This is a genomic window from Bartonella sp. AU55XJBT, from assembly GCF_028618525.1.
In genome coordinates this window covers 98,463-118,468 of the sequence record NZ_JAQITC010000002.1, presented here as the reverse complement: position 1 = coordinate 118,468, position 20,006 = coordinate 98,463, and the positions used below count along the sequence as shown (strand labels likewise).

General features: G+C 35.9%; 19 protein-coding genes, 2 tRNA genes and 3 pseudogenes. 12 read left to right on the top strand and 12 right to left on the bottom strand.

Annotated elements, in window-relative coordinates; all coding sequences use genetic code 11:
• The first annotated feature begins 26 nt into the window (after positions 1-26).
• The 4 genes from rpmG to PVV70_RS01745 all read left to right on the top strand — a co-directional run bounded on the left by rpmG (position 27) and on the right by PVV70_RS01745 (position 2,254).
• Positions 27-194 (top strand): 50S ribosomal protein L33, encoded by a 168-nt coding sequence (rpmG, locus tag PVV70_RS01760; RefSeq protein ID WP_004864083.1) that lies wholly within the window; start codon positions 27-29, stop codon positions 192-194.
• A 332-nt stretch (positions 195-526) separates the two neighbouring features.
• A complete protein-coding gene (locus tag PVV70_RS01755) occupies positions 527-1,087 on the top strand; it encodes a thermonuclease family protein (RefSeq protein ID WP_273757695.1) in 561 nt (186 codons plus the stop codon).
• Between the two features lie 27 nt (positions 1,088-1,114).
• Positions 1,115-1,744 (top strand): uracil-DNA glycosylase family protein, encoded by a 630-nt coding sequence (locus tag PVV70_RS01750; RefSeq protein WP_273757694.1) that lies wholly within the window; start codon positions 1,115-1,117, stop codon positions 1,742-1,744.
• Positions 1,745-1,765: 21 nt separating this feature from the next.
• Positions 1,766-2,254, top strand: coding sequence for an Lrp/AsnC family transcriptional regulator (locus PVV70_RS01745; RefSeq protein ID WP_005773501.1), 489 nt, complete (start codon positions 1,766-1,768; stop codon positions 2,252-2,254).
• 31 nt (positions 2,255-2,285) lie between these two features.
• Here the strand turns inward: PVV70_RS01745 and cobT are convergent, their stop codons facing one another.
• The 3 genes from cobT to glpD form a co-directional block, all read right to left on the bottom strand.
• Positions 2,286-3,293: a nicotinate-nucleotide--dimethylbenzimidazole phosphoribosyltransferase gene (cobT, locus tag PVV70_RS01740; protein WP_273757693.1), complete on the bottom strand. Its 1,008-nt coding sequence runs from the start codon at positions 3,291-3,293 to the stop codon at positions 2,286-2,288.
• A gap of 297 nt (positions 3,294-3,590) precedes the next feature.
• Positions 3,591-4,574 carry a tRNA dihydrouridine(20/20a) synthase DusA gene (dusA, locus tag PVV70_RS01735; RefSeq protein ID WP_273757692.1) on the bottom strand — a complete coding sequence of 328 codons (984 nt, stop codon included), beginning with the start codon at positions 4,572-4,574 and terminating at the stop codon, positions 3,591-3,593.
• Between the two features lie 531 nt (positions 4,575-5,105).
• On the bottom strand, positions 5,106-6,638 hold the full coding sequence (gene glpD, locus PVV70_RS01730) for a glycerol-3-phosphate dehydrogenase (protein WP_273757772.1): 1,533 nt from the start codon (positions 6,636-6,638) through the stop codon (positions 5,106-5,108).
• Positions 6,639-6,972: 334 nt separating this feature from the next.
• On the opposite strand from glpD, the gene PVV70_RS01725 reads away from it, so the two are divergent.
• From PVV70_RS01725 to PVV70_RS01710, 4 genes are all read left to right on the top strand, one after another.
• The gene (locus tag PVV70_RS01725) at positions 6,973-7,845 is read left to right on the top strand and encodes a DsbA family protein (protein ID WP_273757691.1); all 873 of its coding nucleotides are present in this window, start codon (positions 6,973-6,975) and stop codon (positions 7,843-7,845) included.
• 255 nt (positions 7,846-8,100) lie between these two features.
• Complete coding sequence (gene accB / locus PVV70_RS01720; protein WP_273757690.1) at positions 8,101-8,601, top strand: acetyl-CoA carboxylase biotin carboxyl carrier protein; 501 nt, start codon at positions 8,101-8,103, stop codon at positions 8,599-8,601.
• 14 nt (positions 8,602-8,615) lie between these two features.
• Positions 8,616-9,974, top strand: a complete 1,359-nt coding sequence (gene accC / locus PVV70_RS01715) for an acetyl-CoA carboxylase biotin carboxylase subunit (protein WP_273757689.1) — start codon at positions 8,616-8,618, stop codon at positions 9,972-9,974.
• Between the two features lie 200 nt (positions 9,975-10,174).
• Positions 10,175-10,250: transfer RNA gene (locus PVV70_RS01710), tRNA-Thr, on the top strand.
• Positions 10,251-10,349: 99 nt separating this feature from the next.
• Here PVV70_RS01710 and PVV70_RS01705 read toward each other — a convergent pair.
• Positions 10,350-10,552, bottom strand: a pseudogene (locus PVV70_RS01705) (helix-turn-helix transcriptional regulator).
• A 70-nt stretch (positions 10,553-10,622) separates the two neighbouring features.
• Positions 10,623-11,242 (bottom strand): annotated as a pseudogene (locus PVV70_RS01700) (lambda exonuclease family protein); the annotation flags it as partial.
• Positions 11,243-11,561: 319 nt separating this feature from the next.
• On the opposite strand from PVV70_RS01700, the pseudogene PVV70_RS01695 reads away from it, so the two are divergent.
• Positions 11,562-11,997 (top strand): annotated as a pseudogene (locus PVV70_RS01695) (late control protein); the annotation flags it as partial.
• 583 nt (positions 11,998-12,580) lie between these two features.
• On the opposite strand, the gene PVV70_RS01690 reads toward PVV70_RS01695, so the two are convergent.
• The 7 genes from PVV70_RS01690 to folE all read right to left on the bottom strand — a co-directional run bounded on the left by PVV70_RS01690 (position 12,581) and on the right by folE (position 16,747).
• Positions 12,581-13,045 (bottom strand): SMI1/KNR4 family protein, encoded by a 465-nt coding sequence (locus PVV70_RS01690; RefSeq protein ID WP_273757688.1) that lies wholly within the window; start codon positions 13,043-13,045, stop codon positions 12,581-12,583.
• A gap of 65 nt (positions 13,046-13,110) precedes the next feature.
• Positions 13,111-13,278 (bottom strand): hypothetical protein, encoded by a 168-nt coding sequence (locus PVV70_RS01685; RefSeq protein ID WP_273757687.1) that lies wholly within the window; start codon positions 13,276-13,278, stop codon positions 13,111-13,113.
• Entirely contained in the window at positions 13,271-13,600 is a 330-nt protein-coding gene (locus tag PVV70_RS01680) for an HNH/ENDO VII family nuclease (RefSeq protein ID WP_273757686.1), read from the bottom strand. Before PVV70_RS01680 ends, PVV70_RS01685 begins: the two co-directional genes overlap by 8 nt.
• Positions 13,601-13,886: 286 nt before the next feature.
• Positions 13,887-14,381 carry a hypothetical protein gene (locus tag PVV70_RS01675; RefSeq protein ID WP_273757685.1) on the bottom strand — a complete coding sequence of 165 codons (495 nt, stop codon included), beginning with the start codon at positions 14,379-14,381 and terminating at the stop codon, positions 13,887-13,889.
• Between the two features lie 134 nt (positions 14,382-14,515).
• Entirely contained in the window at positions 14,516-15,703 is a 1,188-nt protein-coding gene (locus tag PVV70_RS01670; RefSeq protein WP_273718487.1) for an alpha/beta fold hydrolase, read from the bottom strand.
• A gap of 199 nt (positions 15,704-15,902) precedes the next feature.
• Positions 15,903-15,987: transfer RNA gene (locus PVV70_RS01665), tRNA-Leu, on the bottom strand.
• A 136-nt stretch (positions 15,988-16,123) separates the two neighbouring features.
• Positions 16,124-16,747 carry a GTP cyclohydrolase I FolE gene (folE, locus tag PVV70_RS01660; RefSeq protein ID WP_273757684.1) on the bottom strand — a complete coding sequence of 208 codons (624 nt, stop codon included), beginning with the start codon at positions 16,745-16,747 and terminating at the stop codon, positions 16,124-16,126.
• 126 nt (positions 16,748-16,873) lie between these two features.
• Here folE and PVV70_RS01655 point away from each other — a divergent pair, with 126 nt between their 5' ends.
• From PVV70_RS01655 to thrS, 3 genes are all read left to right on the top strand, one after another.
• Positions 16,874-17,335 carry an iron-sulfur cluster assembly scaffold protein gene (locus tag PVV70_RS01655; RefSeq protein WP_273757683.1) on the top strand — a complete coding sequence of 154 codons (462 nt, stop codon included), beginning with the start codon at positions 16,874-16,876 and terminating at the stop codon, positions 17,333-17,335.
• Complete coding sequence (gene yidD, locus PVV70_RS01650) at positions 17,302-17,652, top strand: membrane protein insertion efficiency factor YidD (protein ID WP_273757682.1); 351 nt, start codon at positions 17,302-17,304, stop codon at positions 17,650-17,652. Before PVV70_RS01655 ends, yidD begins: the two co-directional genes overlap by 34 nt.
• A 111-nt stretch (positions 17,653-17,763) precedes the next feature.
• Positions 17,764-19,740, top strand: coding sequence for a threonine--tRNA ligase (thrS, locus tag PVV70_RS01645; protein ID WP_273757681.1), 1,977 nt, complete (start codon positions 17,764-17,766; stop codon positions 19,738-19,740).
• Positions 19,741-20,006 lie beyond the last annotated feature (266 nt).

The window sequence follows — 20,006 nt, the reverse complement described above, 5'->3', positions numbered from 1 at the left end:
TTCAGTATAAATAGGGTTTTTACATTATGGCTAAAGCAGCAACCATTAAGATCAAGCTTTTATCAACTGCAGATACTGGTTTTTTCTATGTAACAAAGAAAAACAGCCGTACGATGACAGATAAAATGAGCAAACGTAAATATGATCCAGTTGTAAAAAAGCACGTTGAATTTAAGGAAACAAAAATTAAATAAATCAGCCAATTATTATCGATAGATTTTATACTCCAAAAGAAACGTGAGATTATTGCTCTTCAAAGTTATTTTCTGAGGAGTGTTTTTTTTAATTTTATTTTAAAATCTGTATAACTTTAAATTTATATGATTTATGCAGATTTTGCTAAGTTGATTTATTGTTTAAGTTACTTACATATTATACTGCGTGCATATTTTATTTTTGTGATATCTAACAAAAATTTTATCATTAAAACGGAATGTTTTTTCGTCATGTGAATAAAATTTTTGAAACGATTATAAGCAATGCTCAATAGAATGCGTTATAATGATAGTGGCAGTTTCTTTATTTCATGAAAAATTTTTTTTCCCATTTTAATTTAAGAAGCTTAAAAAAAATCATCGGTTTTAGCATTTTTGTCACTGCTAGCATTCTTATCATTATGGCAACTTATTTTAAGCAGACTCAACCGTTTCCTCAACAAGAAAAATTTTCTTCTAAAAATTCTATTGAAGGAAAGCCACTTATTATGGATGGCGATTCTATCATGATTTCTTCCATCAAGATTCGACTGGTTGGCATTGATGCTCCTGAACTTCGCCAATTTTGTGGAAAAAAAGATGTACGATACCCTTGTGGGCTTGAGGCAAAAAAATATCTAGAACGATTGGTAGAAAACCAATCTGTTACATGTCACTGGCATAAAATAGATAAATATCACCGTATCCTTGCAACATGTCAAACGAAACAAGTGGGCAATATCAACGCCACACTTGTACAGAATGGTTGGGCTGTAAGCTATTATGATTACCCCAAAGAAGAGCAAGAAGCCAAAAGAAAAAAAAGAGGAATATGGGCATCAAGTTTTCAACGCCCCAAAGAGTGGCGCAAAGCACATCCTCGCACAGAATAAAAAAGTATTTTTAAATTTTATTGACCAATGAAACAAAGTAGCCCAATTATCAAACTTGAAAAAAAAATCTATTCCTGTCGGGTTTGTATCCAAGAGCCACATTATTTTCCTCCTCTTCCTCATGAACCAAATCCTGTTGTTTATTTATCCCATACGGCTTCGATTGCAATTGCAGGACAAGCACCAGGATTGCGTGTTCATGAGACATCTATTCCTTTTAATGATCGCTCTGGCGAAAGATTACGTGATTGGCTTAATGTAACGAAAGAAGAATTTTATAATAGATCTCTCTTTGCACTTGTTCCTATGGGATTTTGTTTTCCAGGTTATGACAAAAATAAAGCTGATTTGCCGCCAAGACGTGAATGTAGAGAAATATGGCATGAAAAGATATTTCAAGCTATGCCTCAAATAAAGCTTGTTCTTGCTATTGGCAGTTATGCGCAAAAGTGGCATATTACAGAATTAAAACATAAAACCGTTTCAGCAACCGTTCGTGATTGGAGAAATATCCTTTCTATTTCTCAGCCTCGAGGTTATAATGTTATGCCTTTACCTCATCCATCCTGGCGAAATACTTCTTGGTTACAGAAAAATCCATGGTTTAACGATGAGCTTATTGTCTATTTGCGTCATTTAGTGCGTAAATTTTTATAAACTAAAATATTGAGAAAAAATATGGACCGTCTTGACCGAAAAATTCTACATCTTTTGCAAGAAAATGCAACACTTTCTGTCGCTGATATTGCTAAAAAAGTAGGGCTTTCGACCACTCCTTGTTGGCGTAGAATTCAAAAACTTGAAGAAGATGGTGTTATTCAGCGTCGCGTTGCCGTTCTTTCTCCAGAAAAAGTAAATGCGCACGTTACTGTTTTTGTTTCTATTCGTACAAACACCCATAGCCATGAATGGTTTAAGCGTTTTTCAAAGATTGTGCAAGAATTCCGTGAAGTCATTGAATTTTATCGAATGAGTGGAGATATTGACTATTTATTGCGTGTTGTCGTTCCCGATATTGAAGCGTATGATCTTTTTTATAAAAAATTAATTTCTAAAATTGATATCCGTGATGTTTCATCTTCTTTTGCAATGGAACAGATTAAATATACAACAGAACTTCCACTTAATTATATTAAATTACATGAAAAAGCGAATGAACAAACTTAAAAGTTTTTTATATCCTTTTCATCATTCTTTTTTAAGTATTTAAACTTTCTTGTTCCAAAATGGCCGTTTGCGCATGTGTTAAAACAGCAGCTTTGACGATACCAGCAGCCATAGCGGCTCCTGCCCCTTCACCAAGGCGCATCCCCAAATCCAGAAGTGGTTCTTTGCCGATTTTTTTTAAAAGTTTATGGTGAGCTTTCTCAGAAGAAACATGTCCAACAAGGGTATGTTCAAGAGCTCTTGGATGCATTTTATAAAGGATAGCAGCAGCAGCTGTTGCCACAAAACCATCTAAAATAACAGGTATTTTTTCCATTCTTGCTGCTAAAATAGCGCCAACCATAGCAGCAATTTCACGTCCTCCCAAGCGACGCATTATCTCAAAAGGATCGTTAAAATGCTCCTTATGCAAAGCAATAGCTGTCTTAACCGCTGTTATTTTACGCTGATACAAATCCCCTTCCGATTCCATACCATTTCCTGTCCATTCTTCAACTTCTCCTCCAAATAATGCAAAACATAAAGCTGAAGCTATTATTGTGTTTCCAATCCCCATTTCACCGATACATAAAAGATCTGTCCCACCAGCAATGGATTCCATGCCAAATGCCATTGTAGCAGCCGCACTCCGCTCATCCATTGCGGCATCTTTCGTAATATTCATTGTTGGATATTCCAGTGCTAAATCAAAAATTTTTAATCCAAGATCATAAGCTATACAAATTTGGTTGATAGCAGCTCCTCCAGATGCAAAATTTTGAACCATCTTTTGTGTCATAGATTGTGGTAATGGTGTAACATTCTCTTCTACGATACCATGATTTCCAGAAAAAATAGCAACCAAAGGTCGCGTTACGAGAGGTTTTTCTGTACCTCTCCATCCCGCATACCAAATAGCAATATCTGCTAGTTTTCCTAATGATCCTCGCGCTTTTGTTAAATTTTCTTGCCGTTTTTTAGCCAAAATTATAGAAAACTCATCAGCAACAGGTAAATTTGTAAGCAAAGCACGAAAATCATCAAATGGACGAGCGGTCATGAGAATACCTTTTAAAATCTACAATGTTTCATGAAAATCACGTCATATAGATAGGGTATGAATAATTTATTGCTTTTTTAAACAGTGTTTTAAAAATATTAAATATTGTAAACGCGATGATTTTTATATTCTATTTTTCTGTCTAATAGATGTCATCAGCATGCCGTTTAATATATATATTCTTTCCATAATAAAAATTATAAGTTTCCCAAAACTATAAAATTCAAATGATCAAAATTATCGCGAAAAAATCAAAATACAAAGGATCTAAGCTTTACACATGTCAATGTCCCGCTTTTATCCCATGAGAGCGGAAAAAGCTTCTTTCAAAATATAGATATCTGCATTTGGTTTTGTCGCCTCATTTGATAATATTTGCCGCCATCGACGTGCCCCTCCCCGCCCATGAAATAAACCAATCATGTGACGTGTCACGTGAGAAAGACGCCCTCCCGATGCAATATGTCGAGCCGCATAATCACACATGATTTCAATAAGATCACTCTCACTCAAATTATTCTGCGACTCACCATAGAGTTCAAAATCAATATGCTTTAACAAAGTTGGATCATGATAAACTTGGCGACCAACCATGGTAGCATCACAGAAAATCAAGTGCTCTTTTATCTCATTAATTGATTTAATTCCACCATTTATCCCAATGAATTGATGAGGATATTTACGTTTTAAATTATAAACTCTTTCATAATTGAGGGGCGGAATATTGCGATTTTCTTTTGGACTCAATCCTTTTAACCACGCTTTACGCGCGTGAACCCAAAGAGCATCACATCCTGCATTCCAAACTTTCTCCGCTAAAAGATCTAAAGCTAATTCTTCATCCTGATCATCGACCCCAAGACGACATTTGACCGTTACAGGTATCGTAACCACTTTTTTCATGGCTTCCACAGCATTTGCCACAGTATCAGGATCTAACATCAAACAAGCTCCAAATACACCTGCTTGAACACGATTTGATGGACAACCAACATTGAGGTTTATCTCATTATAACCAAAATCTTCAGCAATCCGTGCAGCCTCTGCTAACTTTTTTGGATCTTCTCCCCCTAATTGTAATGCCACGGGACATTCTTTATGGCTAAAAGCCAACAATTGTTCGCGAACACCATGAATGACGGCATCTGCTACCACCATTTCTGTATAAAGGAGTGCTTTTTTTGTTAAAAGACGATAAAAAAACCTACAATGCCGGTCTGTCCAGTCCAACATTGGCGCTACTGCAAATTTTATAGGCGATGGAAGATTATAAAATATCATGAGGTCATTGCTCTTATATCCTCATAGCTCTCTCTTCATACGCAAAAAATACTTACCTTCTCGTTTATAGAAAGTTTCATTCTTTGAGACCATTATGAGCATACTAAACCACACTTTTCATAGAGGAATGCTAAAGTATATAAACACCAAAAAAGAAGATTTTCATCTGTAATGTAAAAAACTCATTTGCAAGCTCTTTTTATGTCGATTAATCTCCTATCCTTACACGTTTTAGCACAGAGTTTTAAATAATAAACGAAAACATTCCACAACTTCCCATGAAAGGCTCAGTTTTCTTCAGCCTTTTTCAATTCATCGTGAATCAAATGCAACAGAAAGTGCTTCTATTTCTTCTCCAATAAAAAGCAAAGATTTCTTATTCCATACAATTTTGCCATTTTATGGCTGTTGAAAAAAAACTAAACTAAAAATATAGACAAACAATATTCTTTCGATGTGTATGGCTCGTATCAAGACTCCTGAAGAAAAATATTTTACAATATTGCAGATAAAACCTGTAAAACTAAACGACTATAAACGTTTTTCAATTTCTTTTTGGCTTTGCATATAGAAACAAAGAGTCTCAACCTCTTGCTCATTAAAGAAAAGGCCAAGTTTTGAACGACGCCATAATACATCTTCACCTGTTTTCGCCCATTCCTTTTCCATCAACCATTTTACTTCTATTTCATAAAGTCCATGTCCAAAATTTTTTCCTCTATTCGCCTTACCATCTGCAAATATCACCAATGCTTCCGTACCATAGGAGCGAGCAAGTCTGCGATGTGTAAAAGCATCTAAATCTGGCGTCAAAAGAGCAATCCTATTTTCAATTTTATTTAATTGGTTATAAGGAAAATCACCGCCAGGAAGAATTGCATTAGCCGTCCATGATGCCCCCTTTTTACCAAGCGCTTTTTCAACGAATTTCATTGCATCTTCAGCCAATTTACGATAAGTTGTAATTTTTCCACCATAAAGATTAAGAATCTTTGGTGTACTTCCTGTTCCCATTTCTTTTAAAACATAATCGCGCGTAATTTCTTGTGCCTTTGAAGATCCATCATCATAGAGTGGGCGAACTCCAGAGTAAGACCAAACAATCGTTTTAGGCGATACTGGTTGTATGAAATATTCACTAGCTGCTGCGCAGATATAATCAATCTCTGTGTTAGTAATATGAACATTGGCCGGATCTCCCTGATAATCACAATCTGTGGTTCCAAGCAAGGTAAAATCTTCTTGATAGGGAATAGTAAATACAATACGCCCATCACCATTTTGAAAAATATAAGCACGATCATGCGTATAAAGCTTGGGAACCAAAATATGAGAACCTTTTACAAGCCGTACTGGTGGATGTTCTTTACAGTTTAATACACTTGTCAAAACATGATTAATCCACGGACCTGTCATATTCGCGACATAAGAGGCTGTGATACTGTATTTCTTGCCACTTAACTTATCTTGTAGAACAATACGCCATTTTTTGTCTTCTTTTTTTAAAGAGAGAACTTCTGTCCGTACTTTTATATCCGCTCCCCATTTTTCTGCATCACGCGCATTGGCAATGACTAAACGGGCATCATCGACTCTGGCATCAGAATATTCAAAACCTCTCTGATATTCTTTCTTCAGTGTAGAGCAAAACTTTTTTGAAAAATTAATTGTTTTACTGCGCCACAACTTTTGATTCCATTTCCCTAAATAATCATAAATAAAAAGTCCAAAACGCAATATCCAAGCAGGGCGCAATCCTTTATGATAAGGAAGAAGAAAACGCAAAGGACGCACAATATGTGGAGCTATACGTAATATGATCTCACGTTCTTTTAACGCTTCACGAACAAGTTTGAACTCATAATGTTCAAGATAACGAAGCCCTCCATGAATAAGCTTTGTTGATGCACTTGATGTCCCCGATGCAAGATCATTCATTTCAGCTAATCCTACTTTAAAACCGCGTCCAGCTGCATCTCTTGCCAATCCACACCCGTTTATACCTCCCCCAATGATAAACAGCTCATAATGCGTTGTGGTTTTCATAATTTCACTTTTCATGATTTAATTTTGTTTCACACTACTCAATAAAGTAACAGTAAAAAATCAATACAGCTGCACTTCATTGTATGCTCACCCCGCTTTTTTCCACAATAAATACCCATAAAAAGCTTTTTTACACCCTTTTATCAAAACAACATTTGACAAATTAAAGAGAGTTTTTTTATCCTCCAAAGAACATAATCTTTGCAAATGTGCATCATATAAAGCTTGTTAGAGAAAAATTGATGTTTTTGCTTATTCGTGAATATACACTATAGCGAATGCTTTATTGCACATAGATAACGCTTTTCATATAGTTCACCCAATAACAAATAGAAAATATGAAGGGATACAAATGACTCATCAACCTCAAAACTCAAAAATAACACTTGTCTTAAAAATTTTAGCCCCTGTTATGTTGAGTATTTTAATTTTTCCCCCTTCTTTATCAAACGCAACATCAGCCCCCAAAACAGCAGATCATTTAAACTTAGAAAATCTTAAAATACAACTTCTGGAGGATTCTAACTTTTTATCTAAGCTTAAAGAAAAAGTTACCCCCCATATTGATTCTCATTATATTCAACAAATTGTGAGAGAGTATCTTCTTACTCATCCAGAAATTATGATTGAAATGCAGCTTATCCTTCAAGACAAGCTAGAAAAACAGAATGAATACGAAAGTCAAATACAAACCTCTGTCATCCATTTATTAGAAAAGGAGATTTTTCATTCTCCTCATGACACTGTTTTGGGCAATCCAAATGGTAAAAAAGTACTTGTTGATTTTTTTGATTACAACTGTCAACATTGTAAAAGCTCCTATTCAGATATAGAAAACTTGATAAAAGATTACCCAGATCTACGGGTTATTATCAAGGATTTGCCGATTTTAGGACCTGATTCTATAGCGGTCCATAGCGTTGCCTATGCATTTCGAAAACAGTTTTCAGAAAAATATCCACAGTTTCACAAAGCACTTTTAATGCATAAGGGGCGCGTGAATGAAGCCAAAGCTATAAAAATAGCTATTTCATTAGGAGCAGATGAAAAAAAACTCCGTAATGCAATAAAAGATCCTGATCTGCAAAACACCTTGAAAGAAAATATTCAAATTGCCTCTAAACTTCATATTACGGGAACACCTTCTTACATTATCGGTAATAAAGTACTCATTGGCGCAGCCGGACAAGATACTCTAAAACAAGCAATAGACAATATACAGTGAATAGCTGTTCTATAGCTGATCCGTTTTAGGAAGAATACTGTAAATGAAGTGATTTTATGCTTTCTCTTTTTTGACAACAGGCTTATAAGTGCAATTTTGTGTAAAGCAGATACGAGTTTAAAATTGCAAAGTGTAACGACTTAAAGGAAATAAATATCTTTAAAGCCTCAAAAGGTATCATCCCTAATCTAGAGATATTCAGTCATAAATTAAGATAATATGACGATCTTCATTGATCAAGGAGTTAGAAATAAAATGGCAACAAAAAAAATAGATTCGGCAAAATATACCGCAATTGATACGAAAATTATTCGCGATCTTGCTGAAATTTTGAATGATACAAATTTAACGAATATTGAAGTTGAACAAGGGGAGCTTCGTATTTGTGTTTCACGCCAAAATACCTCAACTTCTTCCGAACAAGCAATTTATTCACCTGTTGCTACTCCTAGCTTTTCTGTAACATCTTCTCCAGTTCCAACAACCGAATCTCCCACACAACCTCCCCAAGAAGATAAATCAAAAAATACAATAACCTCTCCAATGGTTGGAACAGCTTATCTTGCCCCTTCACCAGGTGCGCAACCATTTGTAGAAGTAGGGCAAAATGTTTCTGAAGGAGAAACATTACTTATCATTGAAGCCATGAAAACAATGAATCAAATTTCATCACCACACTCAGGCAAAGTAACCGCTGTTCTTGTCAAAGATGGCCAACCGGTTGAGTTTGGTGAACCACTTATTATTGTTGAATAAAGCGAGGGGCAACCATGATTCGAAAAATCCTCATTGCTAATCGGGGAGAAATTGCTCTTCGTGTTTTACGTGCCTGTAAAGAACTTGGTATAAAAATCGTAGCTGTTCACTCTACTGCTGATGCAGACGCAATGCATGTTCGTCTTGCTGACGAAAGTGTTTGTATTGGCCCTCCTCCTGCTCGCGATTCTTATTTGAGTATTCAGCAAATTATTGCTGCTTGTGAAATTACAGGAGCTGATGCAGTTCATCCAGGTTATGGCTTTCTTTCTGAAAATGCAAAGTTTGCAGATGTTCTAGAAGCCCATGATATTACATTCATCGGTCCAACGGCTGCTCATATTCGAATCATGGGCGATAAAATTGAGGCAAAAAAAACAGCTAAAAAGCTTGGTATTCCTGTCGTTCCTGGTTCAGATGGAGCTGTTAGTGAAGAATCAGATGCTTTACGCACTGCTCGTGAAATTGGTTATCCCGTTATTATCAAAGCTTCTGCCGGTGGTGGTGGGCGTGGTATGAAAGTTGTTCATTCTGAACAAGAATTTTCTATAGCTCTTAAAACAACGCGTTCAGAAGCGAAAGCAGCTTTCGGTGATGATGCTGTTTATATAGAAAAATATTTAGAAAAACCCCGTCATATTGAAATTCAAGTCATAGGTGATGGTGCAGGAAATGCTATTCATTTAGGGGAACGCGATTGTTCAATTCAACGACGGCATCAAAAAGTATGGGAAGAAGCGACATCACCTGCACTTAATGAAACTGAACGGAAAAAAATTGGCAGTATTGTTGCAAATGCTTGTGCTGAACTTGGATACCGTGGAGCTGGTACTGTTGAATTTCTTTATGAAAATGGTGAATTTTATTTCATTGAAATGAATACGCGTTTACAAGTCGAACATCCTGTAACTGAAGAAATTACAGGTATAGATTTAGTCCATGAACAAATTCATATTGCATCAGGCTGCAAGCTTTCAGTGACACAAGATGATGTTTGTTTTTCCGGTCACGCCATTGAATGTCGTATTAATGCAGAAGATCCTCTTACCTTTACACCATCACCAGGAACCATTACACATTTTCATACACCTGGAGGTTTAGGGATTCGCGTTGATTCAGGTGCTTATTCAGGTTATCGGATTCCTCCTTATTATGATAGCATGATTGGAAAGCTGATTGTTCATGGGCGTACACGTTTGGAATGCATGATGCGTTTACGGCGTGCTTTAGATGAATTTGTCGTTGATGGGATCAAAACCACATTGCCTCTCTTTCGAGATCTCATTAATAATCAAGATGTTGCGGACGGTAACTATAATATTCACTGGCTAGAGAAGTATCTTTCTCAGAAACCAACTTCTTCAGATTCTTAATTCAAAAACGAAAGTATTAGCTTATCATCAGATGCTATAAGATTAGCATAAGGATAATTCCAACGTTGCTGTAAACATTGTTAAAAAAGAAATAAGCTAATTATTTTTTATTTGTTATATAATTTTCTTTTAATATGTACAAAAATTGATAATTTTCTGTTTTCCTTTTTGTGAGTTTGTGCTAACTCCTACGTGGTCATGCCCTTATAGCTCAGTTGGTAGAGCACCTGATTTGTAATCAGGGGGTCGGGAGTTCGAGTCTCTCTGGGGGCACCATTTTATTTCTTAAACATATTGAAATATATAGATTTTTTCTTTAAATAGCCATTTTCAGACCACCTTTTAGACCACCTTCTACAGTTTATATAATTTTACCTAATTTGTTCTTATTTGCTCCTTATTTTTCTTTGGAGTAAAGGTTAGAATCTCTTTTTTCTCCACCTTACGGCTCTCCCCAGCTTATATGACTCTGGAAATACTCCTTGAAGCACCCAATTGCGAATCTTTATTGTGGATACACTAAAAAGCTGTGCAAATTCACAGGTTGTTACATATCTATCGCCATCATCAATTATCATCTCATTACCTTTATTTTTTATGTTACATAAATGAGTGGGCGTGCTGGGAGGAGAGAGCACCCCCATAATGTCAAGCGGCTTTTGTTAAGATCTGCTTTAGGTCTCGTTCTATTTCCTCCAAGAATATCTCAACCGCTTGATTGATTTGTTCGATTTGTTTTTCATCGCGGTGGATGCGCTTGATTTTCATTCTCGAACCAGTAGATTTGCCTACAAAACGTGAGTCATAACTGAAAAATCACACCATTTATGTCCCGTACAAGCCATTTGGAATTGCATTTGCGCAAGATATTCAGGCTTGATATTACTATCGACAAAGAAGCGTAGATGATTTGGTGATTGTGGACATTTAATCTAAACTAAACCGTCCTCACCAACAAACCCATCAGGGCTCGCCCCCGCCATTTCCATTTTGGGGTGTTGGATAAACCCGCATCTTGTGGTATTGGTGTCATAAATGAATACATATTCTCTCAAGGCATCCTCTTCATGTTCAATGCCCCATTGCATAGCAGGTGTTATATAAGATTGGCTTATTTCCTCTGTTAATCGCTCCGTCATAAGCTTTATTTTGTAGTCTTCATATTTGCTTGTAGGCAAACCTTTTGCTGTCTTACTGAGTACGTTGTAAACGTTTGAAGCAGTGACTTTACCTAGCCGCGTTTGAAACCATTCTGTGTTCTTTGTTTCATCTCACACTGCCGCTTGTTATTTGGTTAATATTGGATATGAACATATTTGGCATCTTGTATAGGTGCGTCTATTTGCTCTTGTCCATAAAGATGAAAATCAAAAAGCAGCAGGTAAACAAAACGCTATAGTTAAGAGAGATATAACTATCATTGATATCATATACACGGCATCTAATATTTCTGAACCTGTCATTTCTCTTCCCTCCTATAATAAGTTCTTAATCAATTTATAACATCTAAAATATTTTAAAATATCCTATATATTCTGTTTTAAAATAAAAGAACACACAAAATATAGTTTTTAAGCAACACACGACAAAACCTTAAGTGTTACAGGGCACGCTACCTCCCTGAATGCATCTTATAGAACACCCAAAAGCCAATCCTATCACCAGAAATCTCTTGATAAGATTCTTCAAGAGATAGCACAGCGTGATGGCTATACAGCAAAAATTAACTCTACTCTTGCAAAAATTATTGTGCATTCCATTGATTAAACAACAGAAATCGATATGCCTTTTGCCACACGCCTTATAGAAGAATATGATGCTGCAACAAAGTCTATTGATGTTATTCATGAAAAATACTGTACCTATAAGGATTTTAAATACAGTGTATGAGATGAATCAGGTATAGCTAATGATTAGAAATAGATGCGGGAGATGATCAAAAAAACGCCGCTGATGCAAGGGAACCAGAGAAATTGATGGAGATAAAGATGTTATTTATATGGATAAAAATGATGTCTCTAATTTACCTAAAACTTTAGGCTATCTTAAATTTTTGATTTGAGATTTTTTATTTAATTCTTTTATTGAAGCATACAAAATATAGACATCAATAAGCTCTTACACATCTTTATATACTTTGAATCTTGTTGTTGCTAAAGCCCTACTTTTTCTCTGGAGCACCATTATATCTTTAAAACTTAATTGTAAAATAAGTTAGATATTTTGATAGTTTTTAATCCTTCGACTTTTTTATTATATGATTAAATCTTTTTTTAATACGAAGGCATACTAGTTTTCTATTTATCAATGTTATTTAATTGCTGCAGTTTTCTTTATTCCTTCTTTCATAGCGTATTTATCTTTTTAAAAAATATCTTTTGTTATTTTATCTCAGTCAACCAAAGACAGAGTTTTTTAATAAACATGATTTCAGCAATTTTGTCGCTATTTCACATTTTTACAGACTTGACGTTCTTATTTTTATAAAGTTAGCATTTTAATAGACTTGGCCTGTGTTTCGGTTAAAAGGACTAATTTTTTACACCTATTCAGGAAAGATAGACGGTTTAGGCATTATATTTCAAAAGCAAAGTCGCTATAAAAGACTATTCTCCCGTATGTTCCTTAATTCTTTTGTAGAGAAATTCATAAAAATTACTTGCGTAATACTGGAAATCTTCAGAGGAAAACCTGAGATAGAGTGGGCATTCGTCATCTTGAAATTGAGCATAATCAAAATAAAACATTTCACCAAAATCAGTTGTGCAGACAATAAGCTGATTTGGGTTTATAAAACCATCTCTTCTATCGCGTAAGTTTCGGTAAACAATATCACCAGAAGGAATACCCGCACAGATCTCATAAATACTGAATATTTCTTCACCACCAATTTCTCCTCCTCCATAATTTTTTAAAAAACTCTTATAGGATGAAGTGAATTTTAGACCAAGAATTTCCTCAGCTTTTTTAATCCTTATATCATCAACCGCATTATCCGCAGTCCCAAAATTGATAACATGACTATGCACCTCAACGAATTGTGTAACGTCAGATAATGTGAAATTATCCATAAATTATGCTCCATAAATTGTAGAAAGTCTTTGCTTATTAATGCTTCTATTGATATCCAGTGGGCTTAGATTTGGATTAATAGAAATAATAAAGAGCTCTTTTCTTGAAATAACTGGATACTCTCTATTATAATCTTCGCACTTGCAGCATGTAATACAAAACAATAAGCTGTAGCATCAGCTCCAATAGAAGCTTTTCCTGATGCCATACTTTCAATATTAGCATTAATCACTTTTTCTCTTCTTTCTTCCTAGAAGGAATTTTTTGAGAAATCCAACAGAACACTTTTCTTGATAGAAAGAGTAGAGAACCTCCACTATAGGTCCATTTTGTTCTTGTGTCATAGGATACAACATTATAGGCCTGCAATCGACACCAATAGGGGCTCTTCCTGACAGCATTCTCTCAACATTTGTACCAGATACTATTTGCCCTTTTTCTTTCCAAGAAGAAATCGTTTCAAGCTCAAAAAGCGTATCTTCCTGATAAACCTTTTTTCCTTTAAATTCAAAAGGCTCAGTCGCCCCATGCTTTTTTTTCTTCATCCATTTCATAATCTATAATCCCTCAGTTCACCCCCAATAATTATGGATTAGACTTAAGTTTTTTGAGAGAACACCATAACTTTCCACTAAAATAATTCTAATTGATCGTCCCCCTTTCCCCTTCTCAATCAAAGCAGAGCGGATTTATTTAGATTTTGCCACTTCTTTAGCTAAAGTCAGTGCACTTTTAAGACGAAAACGAAAGGAAGAGAAAATAACTGTAATTTAAATGCACTGTTTACGATTAAAGGGAAAATGTTTTTATCAATTTTCTTGTTTTAGATTTTTTTTCACTTTAACATTCTTTTTCAAACAGATGTGGGCTTTCAACAATAAGCTTTTCTCGCGCTTTTTGTAACTGTTTAATGACTTCATCAATTTTTGATGGAGAACAAAAAGACTCTTCACTATTCAACAAATGCAGCTTCTCCTTCCCATCATATAAACATTGCATCTGAGATTGAAGTATTCTAACTTCTTGAAAGAAAAGACGTCCAGTTTCCTTAAAACCATTATTAAGTGAAAAAAGTTGATCGGAAATGGATAGCAAAATTTGTTTCAAAAAGCGCTCATTTTCTTGGCGTTTACGATATTCTAAAATAAGAGCATGGCTTATCTCATCTAATTGTTTTTTTGTAGAATCAATTTGACGCAATAAATTTGGTTTCTCCCCCATATCACCTTTTCTCACCTTCACAAGCATAGCATGAATTTCTAACAACTTAATTGCGGAATGAGATAAATAATCAACAATTGTAGGCGTATTGACATAGCTTTTGCGTGCAATCATCACAAACTCACCTAATAACTGTTTTTTACATTCATCCCACTATTTCTTTTTTATTTTACAAAGCCATTCTAAAGAAAGTGCTAAAAAATATTCCTCCAATGCATTATTCGATAGTCCCCTTTCCTCTCTTTTCGCTATCGACGAGGAATCCGTGGAGAAAGAAAACGTAAAGGCGTATAAAGGATAAGATGTGTTGTTTTTTCTAACACACTACTACTATCTGCAAGAAGAGCTTGACTAGGTGACAATTCCGTACCTTGCATAATTGTTGAAGCCAAAGAACCTTCGCGAGAAAGAGCCATTAACGTTGGCGAAGACGCAAAGACATTGTGTGCTCCCCCATCCACATGAGAGAAATCAAGAACAGCTATTCCATTTTTACGCAACATTTCAATATCTGAGCCATCACCCACACGATGATGTCCACCCGTAAGACGTCCTGAAACAGCGAGAGCTTTATCCGCTCTGGATACTAAAATCGCTGTTGGCTGTGGGAGTTTTTTTATATCATTAAGTTGGCGCTCAAATACATCAATATCAATGTCTGGTGCAGCCATTAATAAACTTGTAATACGACGAATAGGCTTATATTTTCCCTGTAGAGCTAAGGTTCTAAATGCTTCCATTATAACAAAATTGCCCATAGAATGTGCAATAACCGAAATCTGATCAGCATTGGTTTCACTAATAAGTGTTAAGAGTTCTATCAATCCATCACGGGCAAAATTAGCGCTGTCACGATCATAAATGTAAAGAGGAACTGATCCAGCAGAAGGCCAAGAATAATGCACAGCGACAACATTTAAAGAATAATCGTGTGTAAACTGCGCCGTACGAAATGTACCATCTGCAAAATTATTATTATATCCATGGATAAAAAGAAAAATTTCTCTTTTTCCTTTTGGTTTTTTTGCTAAAGCAGCATTTAATTGCTGTTTAAACTGTTCTTTATTATCGTATTTTTGCAAAGAGACTGCTGCAAAATACTTATCATGCGTAGGTTTATACGCATTTATTTCAACAAACCCGTTTACATGTTGCTGAGGAATTCCTACGTCAACGCGATTATAATGTACTTTATTTGATCGCTCTGAGCCATAAGGTTGAGCGTAATTATTTTGCATCATACGACTTGTCGCAACATACACTGGAATGATGGCTTTTGGAGAAATCGGTTTTCCCTCAACTTCTCTTTCTACTGCAGTCATAGAAGGAGTTGCATGCACCCCATGCCAAAGAACAGCACGCGAATCGCTACACGCTGATAATAAAGAAATACAAATAAGAAGTGTTAAATACCTTAGAAACACGATACTTCTCACTGCAACTCTACCCCACCTATAAAAAATATAACGTTTCAAATGCACAGATAAAGTAATAAAAAATGAAACATTATGAAGAAAACACCAGAAAATAACACAAAAAGAAAAATTTTTCTATAATGGGAAAAACTTTTCTATAATTTGCATAGATCACCTCATCTCTGCACAGCGCCTTCTCGTTACAGAGAAATTAAGCCAATGGTGCGGTCGAGAAGACTCGAACTTCCACGGGTTGCCCCACAGCGACCTCAACGCTGCGCGTCTACCAATTCCGCCACGACCGCACGTGATTAAGAAAAAGATTTCGATTTTCAGCCTTTAACAAATCACAAAGAAAGGTACAAGCCTATTTTTTCTTTCCCATAATTTATTTTATCCGGATGATTTATAACTTAATAAAGATTATGAGAAATATCAACGTTACGATGATCTCTGAACCATCATCATAAAATGGGCTTGTGCAGCTTGATCTTTTTCATAATAACCATGAAATTTTTTTGTAATTGTTGTAGACCCCTGCTTTTGAATTCCTCTCATAACCATACACATGTGCTCAGCCTCGATCAATACAGCTACACCACGAGGCTTCAGATGCATTTCTAAAGCATGAGCCACTTGCGCTGTCATCGCTTCTTGTGTTTGTAAACGACGAGAAAAAATATCTACAATACGCGCAATTTTTGAAAGACCAACAATTTTTGCATCAGGAAGATAGCCTATGTGTGCTTTTCCAATAATCGGGATCATATGATGTTCACAGTGCGAATAAAAAGGAATATTTTTTACGATTACCGATTCATTGTATCCTGAAACCTCTTCAAAAACCGTTCCTAAAGTTTCTTCAACTGATTGATGATAACCATTAAAAAGCTCGCGATATGCCTTAGCTATACGTTTTGGAGTTTCTAAAAGCCCTTCCCTCCTTGGATTTTCCCCTACCCATAGGAGTAATGTGCGAATCGCTTCTTCCACTTCTTCAATACTCGGACGTTTTTTTTCAGATAACAAAGAAGCCTTTGTGCCTCTTTTAACACCATTACGCATTCAAAAACTCCAACCTTATTCTATACAAAAACATTTGCTACAGACCTATTTCATTTTGTATAATCTCTATATAAGCGAATTAAAAGTTTAAACAATCACGACTTTTAAAATTTCAGGCAATAGGGTATGAGTGACAATATCTATAGTGATAAAATACTTGAATATGCTGCGCATATAGAGAAAATTGGACGTCTTAATAATCCTGATGCAACCTCAAAAAAACATGCACATCCTTGCGGCTCAACAATCACTGTAGATTTAAAGGTGGAAAATGATATCATTACGGATTTTGCTCATGAAATACACGCATGTGTATTAGGGCAAGCCTCGGCATCACTTTTAGCATCTCATATCATCGGACAAACAACACAAGATCTGAAAATATTACATAAAGTTATCTATCAAATGCTGACCCAAGATGGTCCTTCTCCTCAAGCTCCCTTTGAGGATTTTTCTTGCTTACAGCCCATTAAAGACTATAAAGTGCGCCATGCTGCAACACTATTACCCTTTGATGCAACAATAGACTGCATTCAACAAATTGAAGAAAATAAATGCTCAAATCACAATTTCAACAAAAAAAAATGACTCGAAATTACACAGGTGCTTGGCAAAAAACACCTGGGCGCTTACTGGGTATTTTCTTAATACGTTTCTATCAAATAACACTTTCGAGTCTTATAGGCAATCAGTGTCGCCATGCCCCAACGTGTTCGGAATATATATATGAGGCGATCGCACGCCATGGGCTTTGGGCTGGTGCATGGATGGGTCTCTTTCGTATCATACGCTGTGGTCCCTTTGGAACAGATGGCTTTGATCCAGTACCTCCTTCGCTTGGAAATTCTTGTTGCTTTTATAAACCTTGGCGTTACTGGAAAATTTATGACAAACACAACAAATAATCCTTTTCTTTTTTCATATGTATTGATAAAAATTTAATCTATAAGCTTTTTACTCAGTTTTTACAAAACCATCCGCAATCGTTGGCGGAATTGGATTAAAAGGGTGTTTTTATGTCTTGCTCTATTTCTCTTTCTTTTCCCGATGGTTCAAAACGTAATTACCCCGCCGAAATGACAGGCTTGGAATTAGCAGAATCCATTTCTAAATCACTCGCAAAAAAAGCCGTCGCCTATAACCTTGATGGCATCACACGAGATCTATCGGATCCATTAGGAGAATCTGGTCAAGTAGAAATTATTACCCGAGAAGATTCACGGGCTCTTGAGCTCATAAGACATGATTGCGCCCATGTCCTTGCTGAAGCAGTGCAAGAACTTTTTCCTGAAACACAAGTGACAATAGGTCCTGTGATTGAGAATGGATTCTATTATGATTTTGCACGTCAACAACCTTTCACGCTAGATGATCTCACCATCATTGAAAAAAAAATGCGTGAAATTATCCAACGCAATAAACCTTTTAGAAAAGAAATTTGGTCTCGTGAAAAAGCAAGACGAGTTTTTTCTGAGAAAAAAGAATTTTATAAAGTTGAACTTATTGAAAGCATTCCAGAAAATCAAGATTTAAAAATCTATTATCAAGGGGAGTGGTTTGATCTTTGTCGCGGGCCGCACATGCAATCTACAGGGCAAATTGGAAATGCTTTCAAATTAATGAAAGTGGCAGGAGCTTACTGGCGTGGCAATGCCAATAATCCAATGCTTACCAGAATTTATGGAACGGCATTTGCAAACGACAATGACTTAAAAGCCTATCTCCATATGCTAGAAGAAGCTGAAAAACGTGATCATCGCCGCTTGGGACGTGAAATGGACTTATTTCATTTTCAAGAAGAAGGGCCAGGAATGATTTTTTGGCACCAAAAAGGCTGGAAAATGTTCCAAAATTTGATCAACTATATGCGCAGACGCCTTGATGATCATCAATATGCCGAAGTTAATGCACCACAGGTTCTCGATAGATCACTTTGGGAAATATCGGGGCATTGGGGCTGGTATAAGGAGAACATGTTCAAAGCAATTCCAGCAGCAGAAGATCCAGACCATGGAAATATTTATGCTCTTAAACCAATGAATTGTCCTGGTCATGTGCAAATTTTTAAACATGGTTTAAAATCTTATCGTGATTTACCTATTAGACTTGCTGAGTTTGGTCTTGTTCATCGTTATGAGCCTTCAGGCTCTTTGCATGGTCTTATGCGTGTGCGTGGTTTTACACAAGACGATGCGCATATTTTTTGTACGGATGAACAATTAGCCGATGAATGTCTTAGTATTAATGACCTTATTTTATCAACTTATGCGGATTTTGGTTTTAAAGAAATCAGCCTTAAGCTTTCAACACGTCCAGAAAAACGAGTTGGATCTGATGCATTATGGGATCATGCAGAAAATATCATGGAGTCTGTCCTTAAAACAATTGAAACGAAATTTGCAGGACAAATCAAAACAAGTATTCTTCCAGGTGAGGGAGCCTTTTATGGTCCCAAATTTGAATATACATTAAAAGATGCTATCGGTCGTGAATGGCAATGTGGAACAACACAAATAGATTTTAATCTTCCTGAGCGCTTTGGTGCATTCTATATTGATAAAGATTCAGAAAAACGCCAGCCTGTTATGATTCATCGTGCCATTTTTGGATCAATGGAGCGTTTTCTCGGTATATTAATCGAAAATTTTGCTGGACATATGCCTCTTTGGCTTGCTCCTGAACAAATTGTTGTCGCAACAATTACATCCGAAGCAAATGAATATGCTCAAAAAATAACGGCAAAACTTAAAGCTGCTGGGCTTTCCGCAACGACAGATCTCCGCAATGAAAAAATTAACTACAAAATACGAGAGCATTCTTTACAAAAAGTTCCCGTCATTTTGGTCTGTGGCAAACGTGAAGCTGAAACAAACAGCGTAAATATGCGTCGCTTAGGAAGTCCGAATCAAACCTTTTTATCTGTAGAAGATGCAATTAAGCAACTCTCAAATGAAGCCATGCCTCCAGATTTACAGCGTGTAATAAATGCATAACTTTGCAGAAAATGATGAGACATTAATTTTTTACTATAAATCGTCCATCTTTGTACAAGATCAAACGATTTGGTGGTGTTGTTTTTTTCGGTTTCATACATGATTACCAATCAGCCGTAAAAATCACGTGGTGATACTTTGCGAGGTTGGTTGATAAAAGAGTTCAATGTAAGTGCTATAAGCTATTTAAATACAAAAATTATAAACAATTGAATATTAGTGAATAACTGAAAGCATTAATCTTTTTTATAATAGAAAGGTGACGT

Bases quoted from the DNA above. Each gene is read 5' to 3' on its own strand.
- rpmG (WP_004864083.1), top strand. From the start codon at position 27: ATGGCTAAAGCAGCAACCATTAAGATCAAGCTTTTATCAACTGCAGAT.
- PVV70_RS01755 (WP_273757695.1), top strand. From the start codon at position 527: ATGAAAAATTTTTTTTCCCATTTTAATTTAAGAAGCTTAAAAAAAATC.
- PVV70_RS01750 (WP_273757694.1), top strand. From the start codon at position 1,115: ATGAAACAAAGTAGCCCAATTATCAAACTTGAAAAAAAAATCTATTCC.
- PVV70_RS01745 (WP_005773501.1), top strand. From the start codon at position 1,766: ATGGACCGTCTTGACCGAAAAATTCTACATCTTTTGCAAGAAAATGCA.
- cobT (WP_273757693.1), bottom strand. From the start codon at position 3,293: ATGACCGCTCGTCCATTTGATGATTTTCGTGCTTTGCTTACAAATTTA.
- dusA (WP_273757692.1), bottom strand. From the start codon at position 4,574: ATGATATTTTATAATCTTCCATCGCCTATAAAATTTGCAGTAGCGCCA.
- PVV70_RS01725 (WP_273757691.1), top strand. From the start codon at position 6,973: ATGACTCATCAACCTCAAAACTCAAAAATAACACTTGTCTTAAAAATT.
- accB (WP_273757690.1), top strand. From the start codon at position 8,101: ATGGCAACAAAAAAAATAGATTCGGCAAAATATACCGCAATTGATACG.
- accC (WP_273757689.1), top strand. From the start codon at position 8,616: ATGATTCGAAAAATCCTCATTGCTAATCGGGGAGAAATTGCTCTTCGT.
- PVV70_RS01690 (WP_273757688.1), bottom strand. From the start codon at position 13,045: ATGGATAATTTCACATTATCTGACGTTACACAATTCGTTGAGGTGCAT.
- PVV70_RS01680 (WP_273757686.1), bottom strand. From the start codon at position 13,600: ATGAAATGGATGAAGAAAAAAAAGCATGGGGCGACTGAGCCTTTTGAA.
- PVV70_RS01675 (WP_273757685.1), bottom strand. From the start codon at position 14,381: ATGATTGCACGCAAAAGCTATGTCAATACGCCTACAATTGTTGATTAT.
- folE (WP_273757684.1), bottom strand. From the start codon at position 16,747: ATGCGTAATGGTGTTAAAAGAGGCACAAAGGCTTCTTTGTTATCTGAA.
- PVV70_RS01655 (WP_273757683.1), top strand. From the start codon at position 16,874: ATGAGTGACAATATCTATAGTGATAAAATACTTGAATATGCTGCGCAT.
- yidD (WP_273757682.1), top strand. From the start codon at position 17,302: ATGCTCAAATCACAATTTCAACAAAAAAAAATGACTCGAAATTACACA.
- thrS (WP_273757681.1), top strand. From the start codon at position 17,764: ATGTCTTGCTCTATTTCTCTTTCTTTTCCCGATGGTTCAAAACGTAAT.